Source organism: Vagococcus martis, assembly GCF_002026305.1.
GTDB classification, from domain to species: Bacteria; Bacillota; Bacilli; order Lactobacillales; family Vagococcaceae; genus Vagococcus; species Vagococcus martis.
On sequence record NZ_MVAB01000003.1, the window covers coordinates 17,389 to 39,353 of the forward strand.

Consider the following 21,965-nt stretch of genomic DNA (forward strand, 5'->3'; position numbering starts at 1 on the left):
CACATCGAGACACCCACTTTGTGAATCTCAACTGGTCTACCTAAAAATGAAAAAAGAAGCCTTGAAAATAGGGCTTCTTTTTTTGTTGAATTTGTGAAAGGTGACGAAAGAAAATGGAGTCACCTGTTATTCTTTTTCTGTCTGGCGACAAGAACACTCAATGATATTGAGTGTCGTTTAACTATCCGATAATCGATTTGCCTGATCGGATGAAAAAAGAAAAGGGATTGATTCCTTTTCTTTTCCCCGTAGTCTAATCTAAAGACTATATTCTGTATGCAAACTAATAGCCTTATAGGATAGCAGCAAGTAGGTTATATTGTGTACACAATAGACTACTTGGCAGGGAAAAAGTCTTTTTCCCTTGCATCCCTTTTAAAACATCCTAAGAACGAATAAATTAACTTAAAAAAAAGAGCCTCTAACAGTGAGTTCTTTTTTGAGTTAATCAAATCCTTTTTGAAGAGTATTTAATACCTCTTGTTTCCAATGATCTTCTTCAACTTGTTTTGTTTCTTTTTTGTTTCTGTGCCAAAAAGTCTGCCTCATGAGTGCCAATTTTTAAGCCTAAAACTTTATCTTTAGCGACCCATTTTTCTTTTGGGAAAGGTCACCATTGTGTTCAATGTTAAATAGCTTAATGCGTAAATCTTCTTGTTGTCCCTTAGAAAAATCATCCGCATTTTTTTGCTTCAGCTTTAAAAGAAAATTGATAACCAATGACTGGCTTACCTCGTCCCTTTCCGTATTTCTTTTTGATGGTTAAACCTCTAAAAAAGAGGTGTTAGTTCTTCTTTTATTGGTTTTAGGACTGTTCTATCGATTTCTCCTAAATTTTTTTTGATAACTTTTTGGGACATCTAATAATTCAAAAAAGTCTTCTTTTGAGAAATAAGCATAGCCAGTAGTTCTAAATTGTTTTAGTAATCGAAACATAGTTTTAGAATAACTACTTTGTAAATCGGTAAATTGTCTTAAAGAGTATCTAACCCACTCATCTAAATTATTTAGTAACGGAATAGCTTTTTTCGTGAATTTGAATTTCTGCATAAGGAGTATCTACTTTGCCATTTATTTTAAATTCATTGAACATAACAAAACGTTCTCGTTCTAGTCCATCGGAACTTCTGCGTCCAAATCGTAAATCCATTAACTTGTCATAAGTACTCTCTAAATCATCAATAAAGCGATTATTTGCGGTTGCTTTATAATTACTCAAATCTTTTAATTGATCAAAAGAAAAAGCAACTTTTTTCTCACCCTTTTCTCTCATCCTGGAAACGATAGAAAAAAATAGATTCATCTCTACAGCAGAGAATTTTCTTAAAGGAATAGTATTTAATTCTGTATGGTATTTTACTAATTCATTGGTCAAAATATCACATCCTAACTATTTATATGTAATATCATAATATAGTCCATACAAATAATCCATATATAAACTCCATACAAACAGACAAAACTCCATACATAAACAGACAAAACTCCATACATAAACAGACAAAACTCCATACATAAACAGACAAAACTCCATGCAAACATCTCTGTATCCCTTGGGGCTCTAATGCTCAACTGGTGTCTAAAAGAGGTTTAAAAGAGGTTTTAAAAAAGATTATAAAAAAGGTCGACTATTTTCCCACCTAAAAACCCACTCTTTTTATTAAAATTGATCTATGCGTAACATGAAAAAAAATAAAAAATGAGTGAGAGAAAACCACTCTCACATTCCACTCACGCAGTCGCTACACGCTCCTTTGCTAAAACCTAAAAACATTTCTCTAAGGAAATAATTCAATAGTATTAAAATGCAAAAAAAGAACTGTTTAAGCTCATCTAGATAAAACTCTTAGTTTAATAAATAAAGCGTCTTTCAGACGGTCAGGGTAAACCCTAACAACCCTAAAGTAATTATCTAAAGATTATGCTATATTTATTAATGGCACTTAGCCCATTTTCTATTTGAAAGGGGGGCTAGACATATGTTAAAACAATTCATCTTGTTATTCATCACGACTGTTTTTTACTACAGTAATTACAGTTATAACTACAAAGTTATTAAATCGTTGGTTTGACGATGAAGATGATGATTAAAGGCATGAGTGCCAACAAACCCACACGCTAGAACTTCGCACTAGCGACAAAAAAAAGCCACTACCTCATCACAGGTAGTGGCTTTTGTGCTAGACATACTAGCAATTCATCTTGTTTTCGCACTCTTATTATATTCATGATTTACAAAGATAAATCAAAAAGTTAACATAAATCAAATTACATCTAGTTATCCTTTCATTTTTAGGATATATAAATAAAATATTTATCCAATTATAATAGTTCTTGGAACAAATATACTTAATATTCTAATTATAGTTTTTTAAATAACCAACGTTATAAATCGTATTAGGCAAAAGCTAATAATGCCATACTTGAAACTTAATTTTAAATGATCGTTTTACTTTGTATTTTCTTCTAAGGGTAATTTTTTTAATAGCCAAGGCATGCTCAGTTCAATTTCTAATTGTACAATAGGTTCAGCTAGTGACCTGGGTGAAATGGATATGCTTTCAGTAAATCCAATTCCTATATTATTAAATTTAACAAAATTTGGAGTGGAAACTTCTTTACTATGCTCTATCCAAAATGGAGGTCCATTAATTATTTTTCCTGAAAAATGATAGAAGACACTATAATGGTGAAGCCATCATCATCTTCAAATAAGTGCCAAACCTCAGCTTCTTTTTAGGATTAATACCAAAAGACCTAAATAATATCTTAGTAGATAAGTCTAAGTAATCACATGCCAAACAATAGTTTTTTACAATAATTACATTTACAGGCATTAGTAATATAAGCTCCTTTTGAATAAAATAATTTTGTCTTTTTATAATTGGAAGAAATAGAATAACCTGCTATATGAATGTTCATACATAATAAACTCACTTTCTACTAATTATTAAATATCACCTTTCCATTTCACTAAATCAATAAAAAGAAAATTTTTACCACTAATCAACATAGCTTGTGATTAGTGTAAAATTTATTAATTATGCTGTGACATTTTTCCAGAATCATTACATAAGTTGTTTAATGAATTATGTATCGAACCTACACCTCAACATAAAAAAATGAACAATTGTAAAATCTCACTAAGTTAAAACACCTCATTCACTCACAAGTTAATTAAAATTACTCCTAAATTATATCAAGAGGAATTATAAATTCTTTGTAGATTTAATGAATGATTTTAGTTAATTTGCACGAAGTCGATTGGAAAAAACACGCGTACTGCACGTGGCGGGAATAGCTTTAGTGTTACTCTTATTGCAATTTGTAGTCTTTTTAAAGTTATCATAATGATAGGTCAGCAGTATTAATAATACTAGTTTTATTATAATAAAAACTAGTATTATTAATACATTCAATGTATTGTTTATATATCAAAATAAAATAGAAAGGACGTTAGTTATTGTTGCGATTTTTAAAATGGTTATTTTTTATTTTAGGCACATTAATTACATTAATTAATATTTCCTAAATTTGTATCAATTATTTTTAGATTTTTTAATCCCCAAATAATTTTGGAGAATTAATTGGAGAATTAGTTGGTTCTATAGCTATACGTGTGTATTTTTCGTACTATTTTTTATATTACAGAATAATCAAAAGTAAAAAAATATAATAAATGTGTACAAGTAATATACCTGTGATGCTAATTAACTTTGGCAAAATGTAAATGCAAAAATTAGTTATTTAATTGATTGCTTAACATAATCTCGCTTTAAAGAAGTTACACATCTACCAACACATCGAGACACCCACTTTGTGAATCTCAACTGGTCTACCTAAAAATGAAAAAAGAAGCTTGAAAATAGGGCTTCTTTTTTTGTTTGAATTTGTGAAAGGTGACGAAAGAAAATGGAGTCACCTGTTATTCTTTTTCTGTCTGGCGACAAGAACACTCAATGATATTGAGTGTCGTTTAACTATCCGATAATCGATTTGCCTGATCGGATGAAAAAAGAAAAGGATTGATTCCTTTTCTTTTCCCCGTAGTCTAATCTAAAGACTATATTCTGTATGCAAACTAATAGCCTTATAGGATAGCAGCAAGTAGGTTATATTGTGTACACAATAGACTACTTGGCAGGGAAAAAGTCTTTTTCCCTTGCATCCCTTTTTAAAACATCCTAAGAACGAATAAATTAACTTAAAAAAAAGAGCCTCTAACAGTGAGTTCTTTTTTGAGTTAATCAAATCCTTTTTGAAGAGTATTTTAATACCTCTTGTTTTCCAATGATCTTCTTCAACTTGTTTTGTTTCTTTTTGTTTCTGTTGCCAAAAAGTCTGCCTCATGAGTGCCAATTTTTAAGCCTAAAACTTTATCTTTAGCGACCCATTTTTCTTTTTGGGAAAGGTCACCATTGTGTTCAATTGTTAAATAGCTTAATGCCGTAAAATCTTCTTGTTTTGTCCCTTAGAAAAATCATCCGCATTTTTTGCTTCAGGCTTTAAAAGAAAATTGATAACCAATGACTGGCTTACCTTCGTCCCTTTCCGTATTTCTTTTTGATGGTTAAACCTCTAAAAAGAGGTGTTAGTTCTTCTTTTATTGGTTTTAGGACTGTTCTATCGATTTCTCCCTAAATTTTTTTTGATAACTTTTTTGGGACATCTAATAATTCAAAAAAGTCTTCTTTTGAGAAATAAGCATAGCCAGTAGTTCTAAATTGTTTTAGTAATCGAAAACATAGTTTTAGAATAACTACTTTGTAAATCGGTAAATTGTCTTAAAGAGTATCTAACCCACTCATCTAAATTATTTAGTAACGGAATAGCTTTTTCGTGAATTTGAATTTCTGCATAAGGAGTATCTACTTTGCCATTTATTTTAAATTCATTGAACATAACAAAACGTTCTCGTTCTAGTCCATCGGAACTTCTGCGTCCAAATCGTAAATCCATTAACTTGTCATAAGTACTCTCTAAATCATCAATAAAGCGATTATTTGCGGTTGCTTTATAATTACTTCAAATCTTTTAATTGATCAAAAGAAAAAGCAACTTTTTTCTCACCCTTTTTCTCTCATCCTGGAAACGATAGAAAAAAATAGATTCATCTCTACAGCAGAGAATTTTTCTTAAAGGAATAGTATTTAATTCTGTATGGTATTTTACTAATTCATTGGTCAAAATATCACATCCTAACTATTTATATGTAATATCATAATATAGTCCATACAAATAATCCATATATAAACTCCATACAAACAGACAAAACTCCATACATAAACAGACAAAAACTCCATACATAAACAGACAAAACTCCATACATAAACAGACAAAACTCCATGCAAACATCTCTGTATCCCTTGGGCTCTAATGCTCAACTGGTGTCTAAAAGAGGTTTAAAAGAGGTTTAAAAAAGATTATAAAAAAGGTCGACTATTTTTCCCACCTAAAAACCCACTCTTTTTATTAAATTGATCTATGCGTAACATGAAAAAAAATAAAAAATGAGTGAGAGAAAACCACTCTCACATTCCACTCACGCAGTCGCTACACGCTCCTTTGCTAAAACCTAAAACATTTCTCTAAGGAAATAATTCAATAGTATTAAAATGCAAAAAAAGAACTGTTTAAGCTCATCTAGATAAAACTCTTAGTTTAATAAATAAAGCGTCTTTCAGACGGTCAGGGTAAACCCTAACAACCCTAAAGTAATTATCTAAAGATTATGCTATATTTATTAATGGCACTTAGCCCATTTTCTATTTGAAAGGGGGGCTAGACATATGTTAAAACAATTCATCTTGTTATTCATCACGACTGTTTTTACTACAGTAATTACAGTTATAACTACAAAGTTATTAAATCGTTGGTTTGACGATGAAGATGATGATTAAAGGCATGAGTGCCAACAAACCCACACGCTAGAACTTCGCACTAGCGACAAAAAAAGCCACTACCTCATCACAGGTAGTGGCTTTTGTGCTAGACATACTAGCAATTCATCTTGTTTTCGCACTCTTATTATATCATGATTTACAAAGATAAATCAAAAAGTTAACATAAATCAAATTACATCTAGTTATCCTTTCATTTTTAGGATATATAAATAAAATATTTATCCAATTATAATAGTTCTTGGAACAAATATACTTAATATTCTAATTATAGTTTTTTAAATAACCAACGTTATAAATCGTATTAGGCAAAAGCTAATAATGCCATACTTGAAACTTAATTTTAAATGATCGTTTTACTTTGTATTTTCTTCTAAGGGTAATTTTTTTAATAGCCAAGGCATGCTCAGTTCAATTTCTAATTGTACAATAGGTTCAGCTAGTGACCTGGGTGAAATGGATATGCTTTCAGTAAATCCAATTCCTATATTATTAAATTTAACAAAATTTGGAGTGGAAACTTCTTTACTATGCTCTATCCAAAATGGAGGTCCATTAATTATTTTTCCTGAAAAATGATAGAAGACACTATAATGGTGAAAGCCATCATCATCTTCAAATAAGTGCCAAACCTCAGCTTCTTTTTTTAGGATTAATACCAAAAGACCTAAATAATATCTTAGTAGATAAGTCTAAGTAATCACATGCCAAACAATAGTTTTTTACAATAATTACATTTACAGGCATTAGTAATATAAGCTCCTTTTGAATAAAATAATTTTGTCTTTTTATAATTGGAAGAAATAGAATAACCTGCTATATGAATGTTCATACATAATAAACTCACTTTCTACTAATTATTAAATATCACCTTTCCATTTCACTAAATCAATAAAAGAAAATTTTTTACCACTAATCAACATAGCTTGTGATTAGTGTAAAATTTATTAATTATGCTGTGACATTTTTCCAGAATCATTACATAAGTTGTTTAATGAATTATGTATCGAACCTACACCTCAACATAAAAAAATGAACAATTGTAAAATCTCACTAAGTTAAAACACCTCATTCACTCACAAGTTAATTAAAATTACTCCTAAATTATATCAAGAGGAATTATAAATTCTTTGTAGATTTAATGAATGATTTTAGTTAATTTGCACGAAGTCGATTGGAAAAAACACGCGTACTGCACGTGGCGGGAATAGCTTTAGTGTTACTCTTATTGCAATTTGTAGTCTTTTTAAAGTTATCATAATGATAGGTCAGCAGTATTAATAATACTAGTTTTATTATAATAAAACTAGTATTATTAATACATTCAATGTATTGTTTATATATCAAAATAAAATAGAAAGGACGTTAGTTATTGTGCGATTTTTAAAATGGTTATTTTTTATTTTAGGCACATTAATTACATTAATTAATATTCCTAAATTTGTATCAATTATTTTTAGATTTTTTAATCCCCAAAATAATTTTGGAGAATTAATTGGAGAATTAGTTGGTTCTATAGCTATACCGTGTGTATTTTTCGTACTATTTTTTATATTACAGAATAATCAAAAGTAAAAAATATAATAAATGTGTACAAGTAATATACCTGTGATGCTAATTAACTTTGGCAAAATGTAAATGCAAAAATTAGTTATTTAATTGATTGCTTAACATAATCTCGCTTTAAAGAAGTTACACATCTACCAACACATCGAGACACCCACTTTGTGAATCTCAACTGGTCTACCTAAAAATGAAAAAAGAAGCCTTGAAAATAGGGCTTCTTTTTTTGTTGAATTTGTGAAAGGTGACGAAAGAAAATGGAGTCACCTGTTATTCTTTTTCTGTCTGGCGACAAGAACACTCAATGATATTGAGTGTCGTTTAACTATCCGATAATCGATTTGCCTGATCGGATGAAAAAAGAAAAGGGATTGATTCCTTTTCTTTTCCCCGTAGTCTAATCTAAAGACTATATTCTGTATGCAAACTAATAGCCTTATAGGATAGCAGCAAGTAGGTTATATTGTGTACACAATAGACTACTTGGCAGGGAAAAAGTCTTTTTCCCTTGCATCCCTTTTAAAACATCCTAAGAACGAATAAATTAACTTAAAAAAAAGAGCCTCTAACAGTGAGTTCTTTTTTGAGTTAATCAAATCCTTTTTGAAGAGTATTTAATACCTCTTGTTTCCAATGATCTTCTTCAACTTGTTTTGTTTCTTTTTGTTTCTGTGCCAAAAAGTCTGCCTCATGAGTGCCAATTTTTAAGCCTAAAACTTTATCTTTAGCGACCCATTTTTCTTTTTGGGAAAGGTCACCATTGTGTTCAATGTTAAATAGCTTAATGCGTAAATCTTCTTGTTGTCCCTTAGAAAAATCATCCGCATTTTTTGCTTCAGCTTTAAAAGAAAATTGATAACCAATGACTGGCTTACCTCGTCCCTTTCCGTATTTCTTTTTGATGGTTAAACCTCTAAAAAGAGGTGTTAGTTCTTCTTTTATTGGTTTTAGGACTGTTCTATCGATTTCTCCTAAATTTTTTTGATAACTTTTTGGGACATCTAATAATTCAAAAAAGTCTTCTTTTGAGAAATAAGCATAGCCAGTAGTTCTAAATTGTTTTAGTAATCGAAACATAGTTTTAGAATAACTACTTTGTAAATCGGTAAATTGTCTTAAAGAGTATCTAACCCACTCATCTAAATTATTTAGTAACGGAATAGCTTTTTCGTGAATTTGAATTTCTGCATAAGGAGTATCTACTTTGCCATTTATTTTAAATTCATTGAACATAACAAAACGTTCTCGTTCTAGTCCATCGGAACTTCTGCGTCCAAATCGTAAATCCATTAACTTGTCATAAGTACTCTCTAAATCATCAATAAAGCGATTATTTGCGGTTGCTTTATAATTACTCAAATCTTTTAATTGATCAAAAGAAAAAGCAACTTTTTTCTCACCCTTTTCTCTCATCCTGGAAACGATAGAAAAAAATAGATTCATCTCTACAGCAGAGAATTTTCTTAAAGGAATAGTATTTAATTCTGTATGGTATTTTACTAATTCATTGGTCAAAATATCACATCCTAACTATTTATATGTAATATCATAATATAGTCCATACAAATAATCCATATATAAACTCCATACAAACAGACAAAACTCCATACATAAACAGACAAAACTCCATACATAAACAGACAAAACTCCATACATAAACAGACAAAACTCCATGCAAACATCTCTGTATCCCTTGGGGCTCTAATGCTCAACTGGTGTCTAAAAGAGGTTTAAAAGAGGTTTAAAAAAGATTATAAAAAAGGTCGACTATTTTTCCCACCTAAAAACCCACTCTTTTTATTAAATTGATCTATGCGTAACATGAAAAAAAATAAAAAATGAGTGAGAGAAAACCACTCTCACATTCCACTCACGCAGTCGCTACACGCTCCTTTGCTAAAACCTAAAACATTTCTCTAAGGAAATAATTCAATAGTATTAAAATGCAAAAAAAGAACTGTTTAAGCTCATCTAGATAAAACTCTTAGTTTAATAAATAAAGCGTCTTTCAGACGGTCAGGGTAAACCCTAACAACCCTAAAGTAATTATCTAAAGATTATGCTATATTTATTAATGGCACTTAGCCCATTTTCTATTTGAAAGGGGGGCTAGACATATGTTAAAACAATTCATCTTGTTATTCATCACGACTGTTTTTACTACAGTAATTACAGTTATAACTACAAAGTTATTAAATCGTTGGTTTGACGATGAAGATGATGATTAAAGGCATGAGTGCCAACAAACCCACACGCTAGAACTTCGCACTAGCGACAAAAAAAGCCACTACCTCATCACAGGTAGTGGCTTTTGTGCTAGACATACTAGCAATTCATCTTGTTTTCGCACTCTTATTATATCATGATTTACAAAGATAAATCAAAAAGTTAACATAAATCAAATTACATCTAGTTATCCTTTCATTTTTAGGATATATAAATAAAATATTTATCCAATTATAATAGTTCTTGGAACAAATATACTTAATATTCTAATTATAGTTTTTTTAAATAACCAACGTTATAAATCGTATTAGGCAAAAGCTAATAATGCCATACTTGAAACTTAATTTTAAATGATCGTTTTACTTTGTATTTTCTTCTAAGGGTAATTTTTTTAATAGCCAAGGCATGCTCAGTTCAATTTCTAATTGTACAATAGGTTCAGCTAGTGACCTGGGTGAAATGGATATGCTTTCAGTAAATCCAATTCCTATATTATTAAATTTAACAAAATTTGGAGTGGAAACTTCTTTACTATGCTCTATCCAAAATGGAGGTCCATTAATTATTTTTCCTGAAAAATGATAGAAGACACTATAATGGTGAAAGCCATCATCATCTTCAAATAAGTGCCAAACCTCAGCTTCTTTTTTAGGATTAATACCAAAAGACCTAAATAATATCTTAGTAGATAAGTCTAAGTAATCACATGCCAAACAATAGTTTTTACAATAATTACATTTACAGGCATTAGTAATATAAGCTCCTTTTGAATAAAATAATTTTGTCTTTTTATAATTGGAAGAAATAGAATAACCTGCTATATGAATGTTCATACATAATAAACTCACTTTCTACTAATTATTAAATATCACCTTTCCATTTCACTAAATCAATAAAAGAAAATTTTTTACCACTAATCAACATAGCTTGTGATTAGTGTAAAATTTATTAATTATGCTGTGACATTTTTCCAGAATCATTACATAAGTTGTTTAATGAATTATGTATCGAACCTACACCTCAACATAAAAAAATGAACAATTGTAAAATCTCACTAAGTTAAAACACCTCATTCACTCACAAGTTAATTAAAATTACTCCTAAATTATATCAAGAGGAATTATAAATTCTTTGTAGATTTAATGAATGATTTTAGTTAATTTGCACGAAGTCGATTGGAAAAAACACGCGTACTGCACGTGGCGGGAATAGCTTTAGTGTTACTCTTATTGCAATTTGTAGTCTTTTTAAAGTTATCATAATGATAGGTCAGCAGTATTAATAATACTAGTTTTATTATAATAAAACTAGTATTATTAATACATTCAATGTATTGTTTATATATCAAAATAAAATAGAAAGGACGTTAGTTATTGTGCGATTTTTAAAATGGTTATTTTTTATTTTAGGCACATTAATTACATTAATTAATATTCCTAAATTTGTATCAATTATTTTTAGATTTTTTAATCCCCAAAATAATTTTGGAGAATTAATTGGAGAATTAGTTGGTTCTATAGCTATACCGTGTGTATTTTTCGTACTATTTTTTATATTACAGAATAATCAAAAGTAAAAAATATAATAAATGTGTACAAGTAATATACCTGTGATGCTAATTAACTTTGGCAAAATGTAAATGCAAAAATTAGTTATTTAATTGATTGCTTAACATAATCTCGCTTTAAAGAAGTTACACATCTACCAACACATCGAGACACCCACTTTGTGAATCTCAACTGGTCTACCTAAAAATGAAAAAAGAAGCCTTGAAAATAGGGCTTCTTTTTTTGTTGAATTTGTGAAAGGTGACGAAAGAAAATGGAGTCACCTGTTATTCTTTTTCTGTCTGGCGACAAGAACACTCAATGATATTGAGTGTCGTTTAACTATCCGATAATCGATTTGCCTGATCGGATGAAAAAAGAAAAGGGATTGATTCCTTTTCTTTTCCCCGTAGTCTAATCTAAAGACTATATTCTGTATGCAAACTAATAGCCTTATAGGATAGCAGCAAGTAGGTTATATTGTGTACACAATAGACTACTTGGCAGGGAAAAAGTCTTTTTCCCTTGCATCCCTTTTAAAACATCCTAAGAACGAATAAATTAACTTAAAAAAAAGAGCCTCTAACAGTGAGTTCTTTTTTGAGTTAATCAAATCCTTTTTGAAGAGTATTTAATACCTCTTGTTTCCAATGATCTTCTTCAACTTGTTTTGTTTCTTTTTGTTTCTGTGCCAAAAAGTCTGCCTCATGAGTGCCAATTTTTAAGCCTAAAACTTTATCTTTAGCGACCCATTTTTCTTTTTGGGAAAGGTCACCATTGTGTTCAATGTTAAATAGCTTAATGCGTAAATCTTCTTGTTGTCCCTTAGAAAAATCATCCGCATTTTTTGCTTCAGCTTTAAAAGAAAATTGATAACCAATGACTGGCTTACCTCGTCCCTTTCCGTATTTCTTTTTGATGGTTAAACCTCTAAAAAGAGGTGTTAGTTCTTCTTTTATTGGTTTTAGGACTGTTCTATCGATTTCTCCTAAATTTTTTTGATAACTTTTTGGGACATCTAATAATTCAAAAAAGTCTTCTTTTGAGAAATAAGCATAGCCAGTAGTTCTAAATTGTTTTAGTAATCGAAACATAGTTTTAGAATAACTACTTTGTAAATCGGTAAATTGTCTTAAAGAGTATCTAACCCACTCATCTAAATTATTTAGTAACGGAATAGCTTTTTCGTGAATTTGAATTTCTGCATAAGGAGTATCTACTTTGCCATTTATTTTAAATTCATTGAACATAACAAAACGTTCTCGTTCTAGTCCATCGGAACTTCTGCGTCCAAATCGTAAATCCATTAACTTGTCATAAGTACTCTCTAAATCATCAATAAAGCGATTATTTGCGGTTGCTTTATAATTACTCAAATCTTTTAATTGATCAAAAGAAAAAGCAACTTTTTTCTCACCCTTTTCTCTCATCCTGGAAACGATAGAAAAAAATAGATTCATCTCTACAGCAGAGAATTTTCTTAAAGGAATAGTATTTAATTCTGTATGGTATTTTACTAATTCATTGGTCAAAATATCACATCCTAACTATTTATATGTAATATCATAATATAGTCCATACAAATAATCCATATATAAACTCCATACAAACAGACAAAACTCCATACATAAACAGACAAAACTCCATACATAAACAGACAAAACTCCATACATAAACAGACAAAACTCCATGCAAACATCTCTGTATCCCTTGGGGCTCTAATGCTCAACTGGTGTCTAAAAGAGGTTTAAAAGAGGTTTAAAAAAGATTATAAAAAAGGTCGACTATTTTTCCCACCTAAAAACCCACTCTTTTTATTAAATTGATCTATGCGTAACATGAAAAAAAATAAAAAATGAGTGAGAGAAAACCACTCTCACATTCCACTCACGCAGTCGCTACACGCTCCTTTGCTAAAACCTAAAACATTTCTCTAAGGAAATAATTCAATAGTATTAAAATGCAAAAAAAGAACTGTTTAAGCTCATCTAGATAAAACTCTTAGTTTAATAAATAAAGCGTCTTTCAGACGGTCAGGGTAAACCCTAACAACCCTAAAGTAATTATCTAAAGATTATGCTATATTTATTAATGGCACTTAGCCCATTTTCTATTTGAAAGGGGGGCTAGACATATGTTAAAACAATTCATCTTGTTATTCATCACGACTGTTTTTACTACAGTAATTACAGTTATAACTACAAAGTTATTAAATCGTTGGTTTGACGATGAAGATGATGATTAAAGGCATGAGTGCCAACAAACCCACACGCTAGAACTTCGCACTAGCGACAAAAAAAGCCACTACCTCATCACAGGTAGTGGCTTTTGTGCTAGACATACTAGCAATTCATCTTGTTTTCGCACTCTTATTATATCATGATTTACAAAGATAAATCAAAAAGTTAACATAAATCAAATTACATCTAGTTATCCTTTCATTTTTAGGATATATAAATAAAATATTTATCCAATTATAATAGTTCTTGGAACAAATATACTTAATATTCTAATTATAGTTTTTTAAATAACCAACGTTATAAATCGTATTAGGCAAAAGCTAATAATGCCATACTTGAAACTTAATTTTAAATGATCGTTTTACTTTGTATTTTCTTCTAAGGGTAATTTTTTTAATAGCCAAGGCATGCTCAGTTCAATTTCTAATTGTACAATAGGTTCAGCTAGTGACCTGGGTGAAATGGATATGCTTTCAGTAAATCCAATTCCTATATTATTAAATTTAACAAAATTTGGAGTGGAAACTTCTTTACTATGCTCTATCCAAAATGGAGGTCCATTAATTATTTTTCCTGAAAAATGATAGAAGACACTATAATGGTGAAAGCCATCATCATCTTCAAATAAGTGCCAAACCTCAGCTTCTTTTTTAGGATTAATACCAAAAGACCTAAATAATATCTTAGTAGATAAGTCTAAGTAATCACATGCCAAACAATAGTTTTTACAATAATTACATTTACAGGCATTAGTAATATAAGCTCCTTTTGAATAAAATAATTTTGTCTTTTTATAATTGGAAGAAATAGAATAACCTGCTATATGAATGTTCATACATAATAAACTCACTTTCTACTAATTATTAAATATCACCTTTCCATTTCACTAAATCAATAAAAGAAAATTTTTTACCACTAATCAACATAGCTTGTGATTAGTGTAAAATTTATTAATTATGCTGTGACATTTTTCCAGAATCATTACATAAGTTGTTTAATGAATTATGTATCGAACCTACACCTCAACATAAAAAAATGAACAATTGTAAAATCTCACTAAGTTAAAACACCTCATTCACTCACAAGTTAATTAAAATTACTCCTAAATTATATCAAGAGGAATTATAAATTCTTTGTAGATTTAATGAATGATTTTAGTTAATTTGCACGAAGTCGATTGGAAAAAACACGCGTACTGCACGTGGCGGGAATAGCTTTAGTGTTACTCTTATTGCAATTTGTAGTCTTTTTAAAGTTATCATAATGATAGGTCAGCAGTATTAATAATACTAGTTTTATTATAATAAAACTAGTATTATTAATACATTCAATGTATTGTTTATATATCAAAATAAAATAGAAAGGACGTTAGTTATTGTGCGATTTTTAAAATGGTTATTTTTTATTTTAGGCACATTAATTACATTAATTAATATTCCTAAATTTGTATCAATTATTTTTAGATTTTTTAATCCCCAAAATAATTTTGGAGAATTAATTGGAGAATTAGTTGGTTCTATAGCTATACCGTGTGTATTTTTCGTACTATTTTTTATATTACAGAATAATCAAAAGTAAAAAATATAATAAATGTGTACAAGTAATATACCTGTGATGCTAATTAACTTTGGCAAAATGTAAATGCAAAAATTAGTTATTTAATTGATTGCTTAACATAATCTCGCTTTAAAGAAGTTACACATCTACCAACACATCGAGACACCCACTTTGTGAATCTCAACTGGTCTACCTAAAAATGAAAAAAGAAGCCTTGAAAATAGGGCTTCTTTTTTTGTTGAATTTGTGAAAGGTGACGAAAGAAAATGGAGTCACCTGTTATTCTTTTTCTGTCTGGCGACAAGAACACTCAATGATATTGAGTGTCGTTTAACTATCCGATAATCGATTTGCCTGATCGGATGAAAAAAGAAAAGGGATTGATTCCTTTTCTTTTCCCCGTAGTCTAATCTAAAGACTATATTCTGTATGCAAACTAATAGCCTTATAGGATAGCAGCAAGTAGGTTATATTGTGTACACAATAGACTACTTGGCAGGGAAAAAGTCTTTTTCCCTTGCATCCCTTTTAAAACATCCTAAGAACGAATAAATTAACTTAAAAAAAAGAGCCTCTAACAGTGAGTTCTTTTTTGAGTTAATCAAATCCTTTTTGAAGAGTATTTAATACCTCTTGTTTCCAATGATCTTCTTCAACTTGTTTTGTTTCTTTTTGTTTCTGTGCCAAAAAGTCTGCCTCATGAGTGCCAATTTTTAAGCCTAAAACTTTATCTTTAGCGACCCATTTTTCTTTTTGGGAAAGGTCACCATTGTGTTCAATGTTAAATAGCTTAATGCGTAAATCTTCTTGTTGTCCCTTAGAAAAATCATCCGCATTTTTTGCTTCAGCTTTAAAAGAAAATTGATAACCAATGACTGGCTTACCTCGTCCCTTTCCGTATTTCTTTTTGATGGTTAAACCTCTAAAAAGAGGTGTTAGTTCTTCTTTTATTGGTTTTAGGACTGTTCTATCGATTTCTCCTAAATTTTTTTGATAACTTTTTGGGACATCTAATAATTCAAAAAAGTCTTCTTTTGAGAAATAAGCATAGCCAGTAGTTCTAAATTGTTTTAGTAATCGAAACATAGTTTTAGAATAACTACTTTGTAAATCGGTAAATTGTCTTAAAGAGTATCTAACCCACTCATCTAAATTATTTAGTAACGGAATAGCTTTTTCGTGAATTTGAATTTCTGCATAAGGAGTATCTACTTTGCCATTTATTTTAAATTCATTGAACATAACAAAACGTTCTCGTTCTAGTCCATCGGAACTTCTGCGTCCAAATCGTAAATCCATTAACTTGTCATAAGTACTCTCTAAATCATCAATAAAGCGATTATTTGCGGTTGCTTTATAATTACTCAAATCTTTTAATTGATCAAAAGAAAAAGCAACTTTTTTCTCACCCTTTTCTCTCATCCTGGAAACGATAGAAAAAAATAGATTCATCTCTACAGCAGAGAATTTTCTTAAAGGAATAGTATTTAATTCTGTATGGTATTTTACTAATTCATTGGTCAAAATATCACATCCTAACTATTTATATGTAATATCATAATATAGTCCATACAAATAATCCATATATAAACTCCATACAAACAGACAAAACTCCATACATAAACAGACAAAACTCCATACATAAACAGACAAAACTCCATACATAAACAGACAAAACTCCATGCAAACATCTCTGTATCCCTTGGGGCTCTAATGCTCAACTGGTGTCTAAAAGAGGTTTAAAAGAGGTTTAAAAAAGATTATAAAAAAGGTCGACTATTTTTCCCACCTAAAAACCCACTCTTTTTATTAAATTGATCTATGCGTAACATGAAAAAAAATAAAAAATGAGTGAGAGAAAACCACTCTCACATTCCACTCACGCAGTCGCTACACGCTCCTTTGCTAAAACCTAAAACATTTCTCTAAGGAAATAATTCAATAGTATTAAAATGCAAAAAAAGAACTGTTTAAGCTCATCTAGATAAAACTCTTAGTTTAATAAATAAAGCGTCTTTCAGACGGTCAGGGTAAACCCTAACAACCCTAAAGTAATTATCTAAAGATTATGCTATATTTATTAATGGCACTTAGCCCATTTTCTATTTGAAAGGGGGGCTAGACATATGTTAAAACAATTCATCTTGTTATTCATCACGACTGTTTTTACTACAGTAATTACAGTTATAACTACAAAGTTATTAAATCGTTGGTTTGACGATGAAGATGATGATTAAAGGCATGAGTGCCAACAAACCCACACGCTAGAACTTCGCACTAGCGACAAAAAAAGCCACTACCTCATCACAGGTAGTGGCTTTTGTGCTAGACATACTAGCAATTCATCTTGTTTTCGCACTCTTATTATATCATGATTTACAAAGATAAATCAAAAAGTTAACATAAATCAAATTACATCTAGTTATCCTTTCATTTTTAGGATATATAAATAAAATATTTATCCAATTATAATAGTTCTTGGAACAAATATACTTAATATTCTAATTATAGTTTTTTAAATAACCAACGTTATAAATCGTATTAGGCAAAAGCTAATAATGCCATACTTGAAACTTAATTTTAAATGATCGTTTTACTTTGTATTTTCTTCTAAGGGTAATTTTTTTAATAGCCAAGGCATGCTCAGTTCAATTTCTAATTGTACAATAGGTTCAGCTAGTGACCTGGGTGAAATGGATATGCTTTCAGTAAATCCAATTCCTATATTATTAAATTTAACAAAATTTGGAGTGGAAACTTCTTTACTATGCTCTATCCAAAATGGAGGTCCATTAATTATTTTTCCTGAAAAATGATAGAAGACACTATAATGGTGAAAGCCATCATCATCTTCAAATAAGTGCCAAACCTCAGCTTCTTTTTTAGGATTAATACCAAAAGACCTAAATAATATCTTAGTAGATAAGTCTAAGTAATCACATGCCAAACAATAGTTTTTACAATAATTACATTTACAGGCATTAGTAATATAAGCTCCTTTTGAATAAAATAATTTTGTCTTTTTATAATTGGAAGAAATAGAATAACCTGCTATATGAATGTTCATACATAATAAACTCACTTTCTACTAATTATTAAATATCACCTTTCCATTTCACTAAATCAATAAAAGAAAATTTTTTTACCACTAATCAACATAGCTTGTGATTAGTGTAAAATTTATTAATTATGCTGTGACATTTTTCCAGAATCATTACATAAGTTGTTTAATGAATTATGTATCGAACCTACACCTCAACATAAAAAAATGAACAATTGTAAAATCTCACTAAGTTAAAACACCTCATTCACTCACAAGTTAATTAAAATTACTCCTAAATTATATCAAGAGGAATTATAAATTCTTTGTAGATTTAATGAATGATTTTAGTTAATTTGCACGAAGTCGATTGGAAAAAACACGCGTACTGCACGTGGCGGGAATAGCTTTAGTGTTACTCTTATTGCAATTTGTAGTCTTTTTAAAGTTATCATAATGATAGGTCAGCAGTATTAATAATACTAGTTTTATTATAATAAAACTAGTATTATTAATACATTCAATGTATTGTTTATATATCAAAATAAAATAGAAAGGACGTTAGTTATTGTGCGATTTTTAAAATGGTTATTTTTTATTTTAGGCACATTAATTACATTAATTAATATTCCTAAATTTGTATCAATTATTTTTAGATTTTTTAATCCCCAAAATAATTTTGGAGAATTAATTGGAGAATTAGTTGGTTCTATAGCTATACCGTGTGTATTTTTCGTACTATTTTTTATATTACAGAATAATCAAAAGTAAAAAATATAATAAATGTGTACAAGTAATATACCTGTGATGCTAATTAACTTTGGCAAAATGTAAATGCAAAAATTAGTTATTTAATTGATTGCTTAACATAATCTCGCTTTAAAGAAGTTACACATCTACCAACACATCGAGACACCCACTTTGTGAATCTCAACTGGTCTACCTAAAAATGAAAAAAGAAGCCTTGAAAATAGGGCTTCTTTTTTTGTTGAATTTGTGAAAGGTGACGAAAGAAAATGGAGTCACCTGTTATTCTTTTTCTGTCTGGCGACAAGAACACTCAATGATATTGAGTGTCGTTTAACTATCCGATAATCGATTTGCCTGATCGGATGAAAAAAGAAAAGGGATTGATTCCTTTTCTTTTCCCCGTAGTCTAATCTAAAGACTATATTCTGTATGCAAACTAATAGCCTTATAGGATAGCAGCAAGTAGGTTATATTGTGTACACAATAGACTACTTGGCAGGGAAAAAGTCTTTTTCCCTTGCATCCTTTTAAAACATCCTAAGAACGAATAAATTAACTTAAAAAAAAGAGCCTCTAACAGTGAGTTCTTTTTTGAGTTAATCAAATCCTTTTTGAAGAGTATTTAATACCTCTTGTTTCCAATGATCTTCTTCAACTTGTTTTGTTTCTTTTTGTTTCTGTGCCAAAAAGTCTGCCTCATGAGTGCCAATTTTTAAGCCTAAAACTTTATCTTTAGCGACCCATTTTTCTTTTTGGGAAAGGTCACCATTGTGTTCAATGTTAAATAGCTTAATGCGTAAATCTTCTTGTTGTCCCTTAGAAAAATCATCCGCATTTTTTGCTTCAGCTTTAAAAGAAAATTGATAACCAATGACTGGCTTACCTCGTCCCTTTCCGTATTTCTTTTTGATGGTTAAACCTCTAAAAAGAGGTGTTAGTTCTTCTTTTATTGGTTTTAGGACTGTTCTATCGATTTCTCCTAAATTTTTTTGATAACTTTTTGGGACATCTAATAATTCAAAAAAAGTCTTCTTTTGAGAAATAAGCATAGCCAGTAGTTCTAAATTGTTTTAGTAATCGAAACATAGTTTTAGAATAACTACTTTGTAAATCGGTAAATTGTCTTAAAGAGTATCTAACCCACTCATCTAAATTATTTAGTAACGGAATAGCTTTTTCGTGAATTTGAATTTCTGCATAAGGAGTATCTACTTTGCCATTTATTTTAAATTCATTGAACATAACAAAACGTTCTCGTTCTAGTCCATCGGAACTTCTGCGTCCAAATCGTAAATCCATTAACTTGTCATAAGTACTCTCTAAATCATCAATAAAGCGATTATTTGCGGTTGCTTTATAATTACTCAAATCTTTTAATTGATCAAAAGAAAAAGCAACTTTTTTCTCACCCTTTTCTCTCATCCTGGAAACGATAGAAAAAAATAGATTCATCTCTACAGCAGAGAATTTTCTTAAAGGAATAGTATTTAATTCTGTATGGTATTTTACTAATTCATTGGTCAAAATATCACATCCTAACTATTTATATGTAATATCATAATATAGTCCATACAAATAATCCATATATAAACTCCATACAAACAGACAAAACTCCATACATAAACAGACAAAACTCCATACATAAACAGACAAAACTCCATACATAAACAGACAAAACTCCATGCAAACATCTCTGTATCCCTTGGGGCTCTAATGCTCAACTGGTGTCTAAAAGAGGTTTAAAAGAGGTTTAAAAAAGATTATAAAAAAGGTCGACTATTTTTCCCACCTAAAAACCCACTCTTTTTATTAAATTGATCTATGCGTAACATGAAAAAAAAATAAAAAATGAGTGAGAGAAAACCACTCTCACATTCCACTCACGCAGTCGCTACACGCTCCTTTGCTAAAACCTAAAACATTTCTCTAAGGAAATAATTCAATAGTATTAAAATGCAAAAAAAGAACTGTTTAAGCTCATCTAGATAAAACTCTTAGTTTAATAAATAAAGCGTCTTTCAGACGGTCAGGGTAAACCCTAACAACCCTAAAGTAATTATCTAAAGATTATGCTATATTTATTAATGGCACTTAGCCCATTTTCTATTTGAAAGGGGGGCTAGACATATGTTAAAAACAATTCATCTTGTTATTCATCACGACTGTTTTTACTACAGTAATTACAGTTATAACTACAAAGTTATTAAATCGTTGGTTTGACGATGAAGATGATGATTAAAGGCATGAGTGCCAACAAACCCACACGCTAGAACTTCGCACTAGCGACAAAAAAAGCCACTACCTCATCACAGGTAGTGGCTTTTGTGCTAGACATACTAGCAATTCATCTTGTTTTCGCACTCTTATTATATCATGATTTACAAAGATAAATCAAAAAGTTAACATAAATCAAATTACATCTAGTTATCCTTTCATTTTTAGGATATATAAATAAAATATTTATCCAATTATAATAGTTCTTGGAACAAATATACTTAATATTCTAATTATAGTTTTTTAAATAACCAACGTTATAAATCGTATTAGGCAAAAGCTAATAATGCCATACTTGAAACTTAATTTTAAATGATCGTTTTACTTTGTATTTTCTTCTAAGGGTAATTTTTTTAATAGCCAAGGCATGCTCAGTTCAATTTCTAATTGTACAATAGGTTCAGCTAGTGACCTGGGTGAAATGGATATGCTTTCAGTAAATCCAATTCCTATATTATTAAATTTAACAAAATTTGGAGTGGAAACTTTCTTTACTATGCTCTATCCAAAATGGGAGGTCCATTAATTATTTTTCCTGAAAAATGATAGAAGACACTATAATGGTGAAAGCCATCATCATCTTCAAATAAGTGCCAACCTCAGCTTCTTTTTTAGGATTAATACCAAAAGACCTAAATAATATCTTAGTAGATAAGTCTAAGTAATCACATGCCAAACAATAGTTTTTACAATAATTACATTTACAGGCATTAGTAATATAAGCTCCTTTTGAATAAAATAATTTTGTCTTTTTATAATTTGGAAGAAATAGAATAACCTGCTATATGAATGTTCCATACATAATAAACTCACTTTCTACTAATTATTAAATATCACCTTTCCATTTCACTAAATCAATAAAAAGAAA

Annotated in this window: 8 protein-coding genes and 3 pseudogenes; all 11 read right to left on the reverse strand. The window is 29.7% G+C overall.

All coding sequences use genetic code 11. The features are described 5' to 3' along the window. Positions 1-444: 444 nt before the first annotated feature. Positions 445-1,375, reverse strand: a pseudogene (locus BW731_RS12315) (replication initiation protein). A 1,306-nt stretch (positions 1,376-2,681) separates the two neighbouring features. Next, a complete protein-coding gene (locus BW731_RS12685; RefSeq protein ID WP_158080224.1) occupies positions 2,682-2,837 on the reverse strand; it encodes a hypothetical protein in 156 nt (51 codons plus the stop codon). A 1,463-nt stretch (positions 2,838-4,300) separates the two neighbouring features. Then, positions 4,301-5,187 (reverse strand): annotated as a pseudogene (locus BW731_RS12320) (replication initiation protein). A gap of 1,069 nt (positions 5,188-6,256) precedes the next feature. Beyond that, positions 6,257-6,562 carry a hypothetical protein gene (locus tag BW731_RS12325; RefSeq protein ID WP_079348711.1) on the reverse strand — a complete coding sequence of 102 codons (306 nt, stop codon included), beginning with the start codon at positions 6,560-6,562 and terminating at the stop codon, positions 6,257-6,259. A 1,489-nt stretch (positions 6,563-8,051) separates the two neighbouring features. Then, complete coding sequence (locus tag BW731_RS12335; RefSeq protein ID WP_079348712.1) at positions 8,052-8,978, reverse strand: replication initiation protein; 927 nt, start codon at positions 8,976-8,978, stop codon at positions 8,052-8,054. Between the two features lie 1,070 nt (positions 8,979-10,048). Continuing rightward, the gene (locus BW731_RS12340; protein ID WP_079348697.1) at positions 10,049-10,522 is read right to left on the reverse strand and encodes a hypothetical protein; all 474 of its coding nucleotides are present in this window, start codon (positions 10,520-10,522) and stop codon (positions 10,049-10,051) included. A 1,319-nt stretch (positions 10,523-11,841) separates the two neighbouring features. Then, the gene (locus BW731_RS12350) at positions 11,842-12,768 is read right to left on the reverse strand and encodes a replication initiation protein (RefSeq protein WP_079348712.1); all 927 of its coding nucleotides are present in this window, start codon (positions 12,766-12,768) and stop codon (positions 11,842-11,844) included. Between the two features lie 1,069 nt (positions 12,769-13,837). Continuing rightward, positions 13,838-14,311 (reverse strand): hypothetical protein, encoded by a 474-nt coding sequence (locus tag BW731_RS12355; protein WP_079348697.1) that lies wholly within the window; start codon positions 14,309-14,311, stop codon positions 13,838-13,840. Between the two features lie 1,319 nt (positions 14,312-15,630). Further along, complete coding sequence (locus BW731_RS12365) at positions 15,631-16,557, reverse strand: replication initiation protein (RefSeq protein ID WP_079348712.1); 927 nt, start codon at positions 16,555-16,557, stop codon at positions 15,631-15,633. Between the two features lie 1,069 nt (positions 16,558-17,626). Then, complete coding sequence (locus BW731_RS12370) at positions 17,627-18,100, reverse strand: hypothetical protein (RefSeq protein ID WP_079348697.1); 474 nt, start codon at positions 18,098-18,100, stop codon at positions 17,627-17,629. Positions 18,101-19,419: 1,319 nt separating this feature from the next. Continuing rightward, positions 19,420-20,347, reverse strand: a pseudogene (locus BW731_RS12380) (replication initiation protein). Between the last annotated feature and the right edge of the window lie 1,618 nt (positions 20,348-21,965).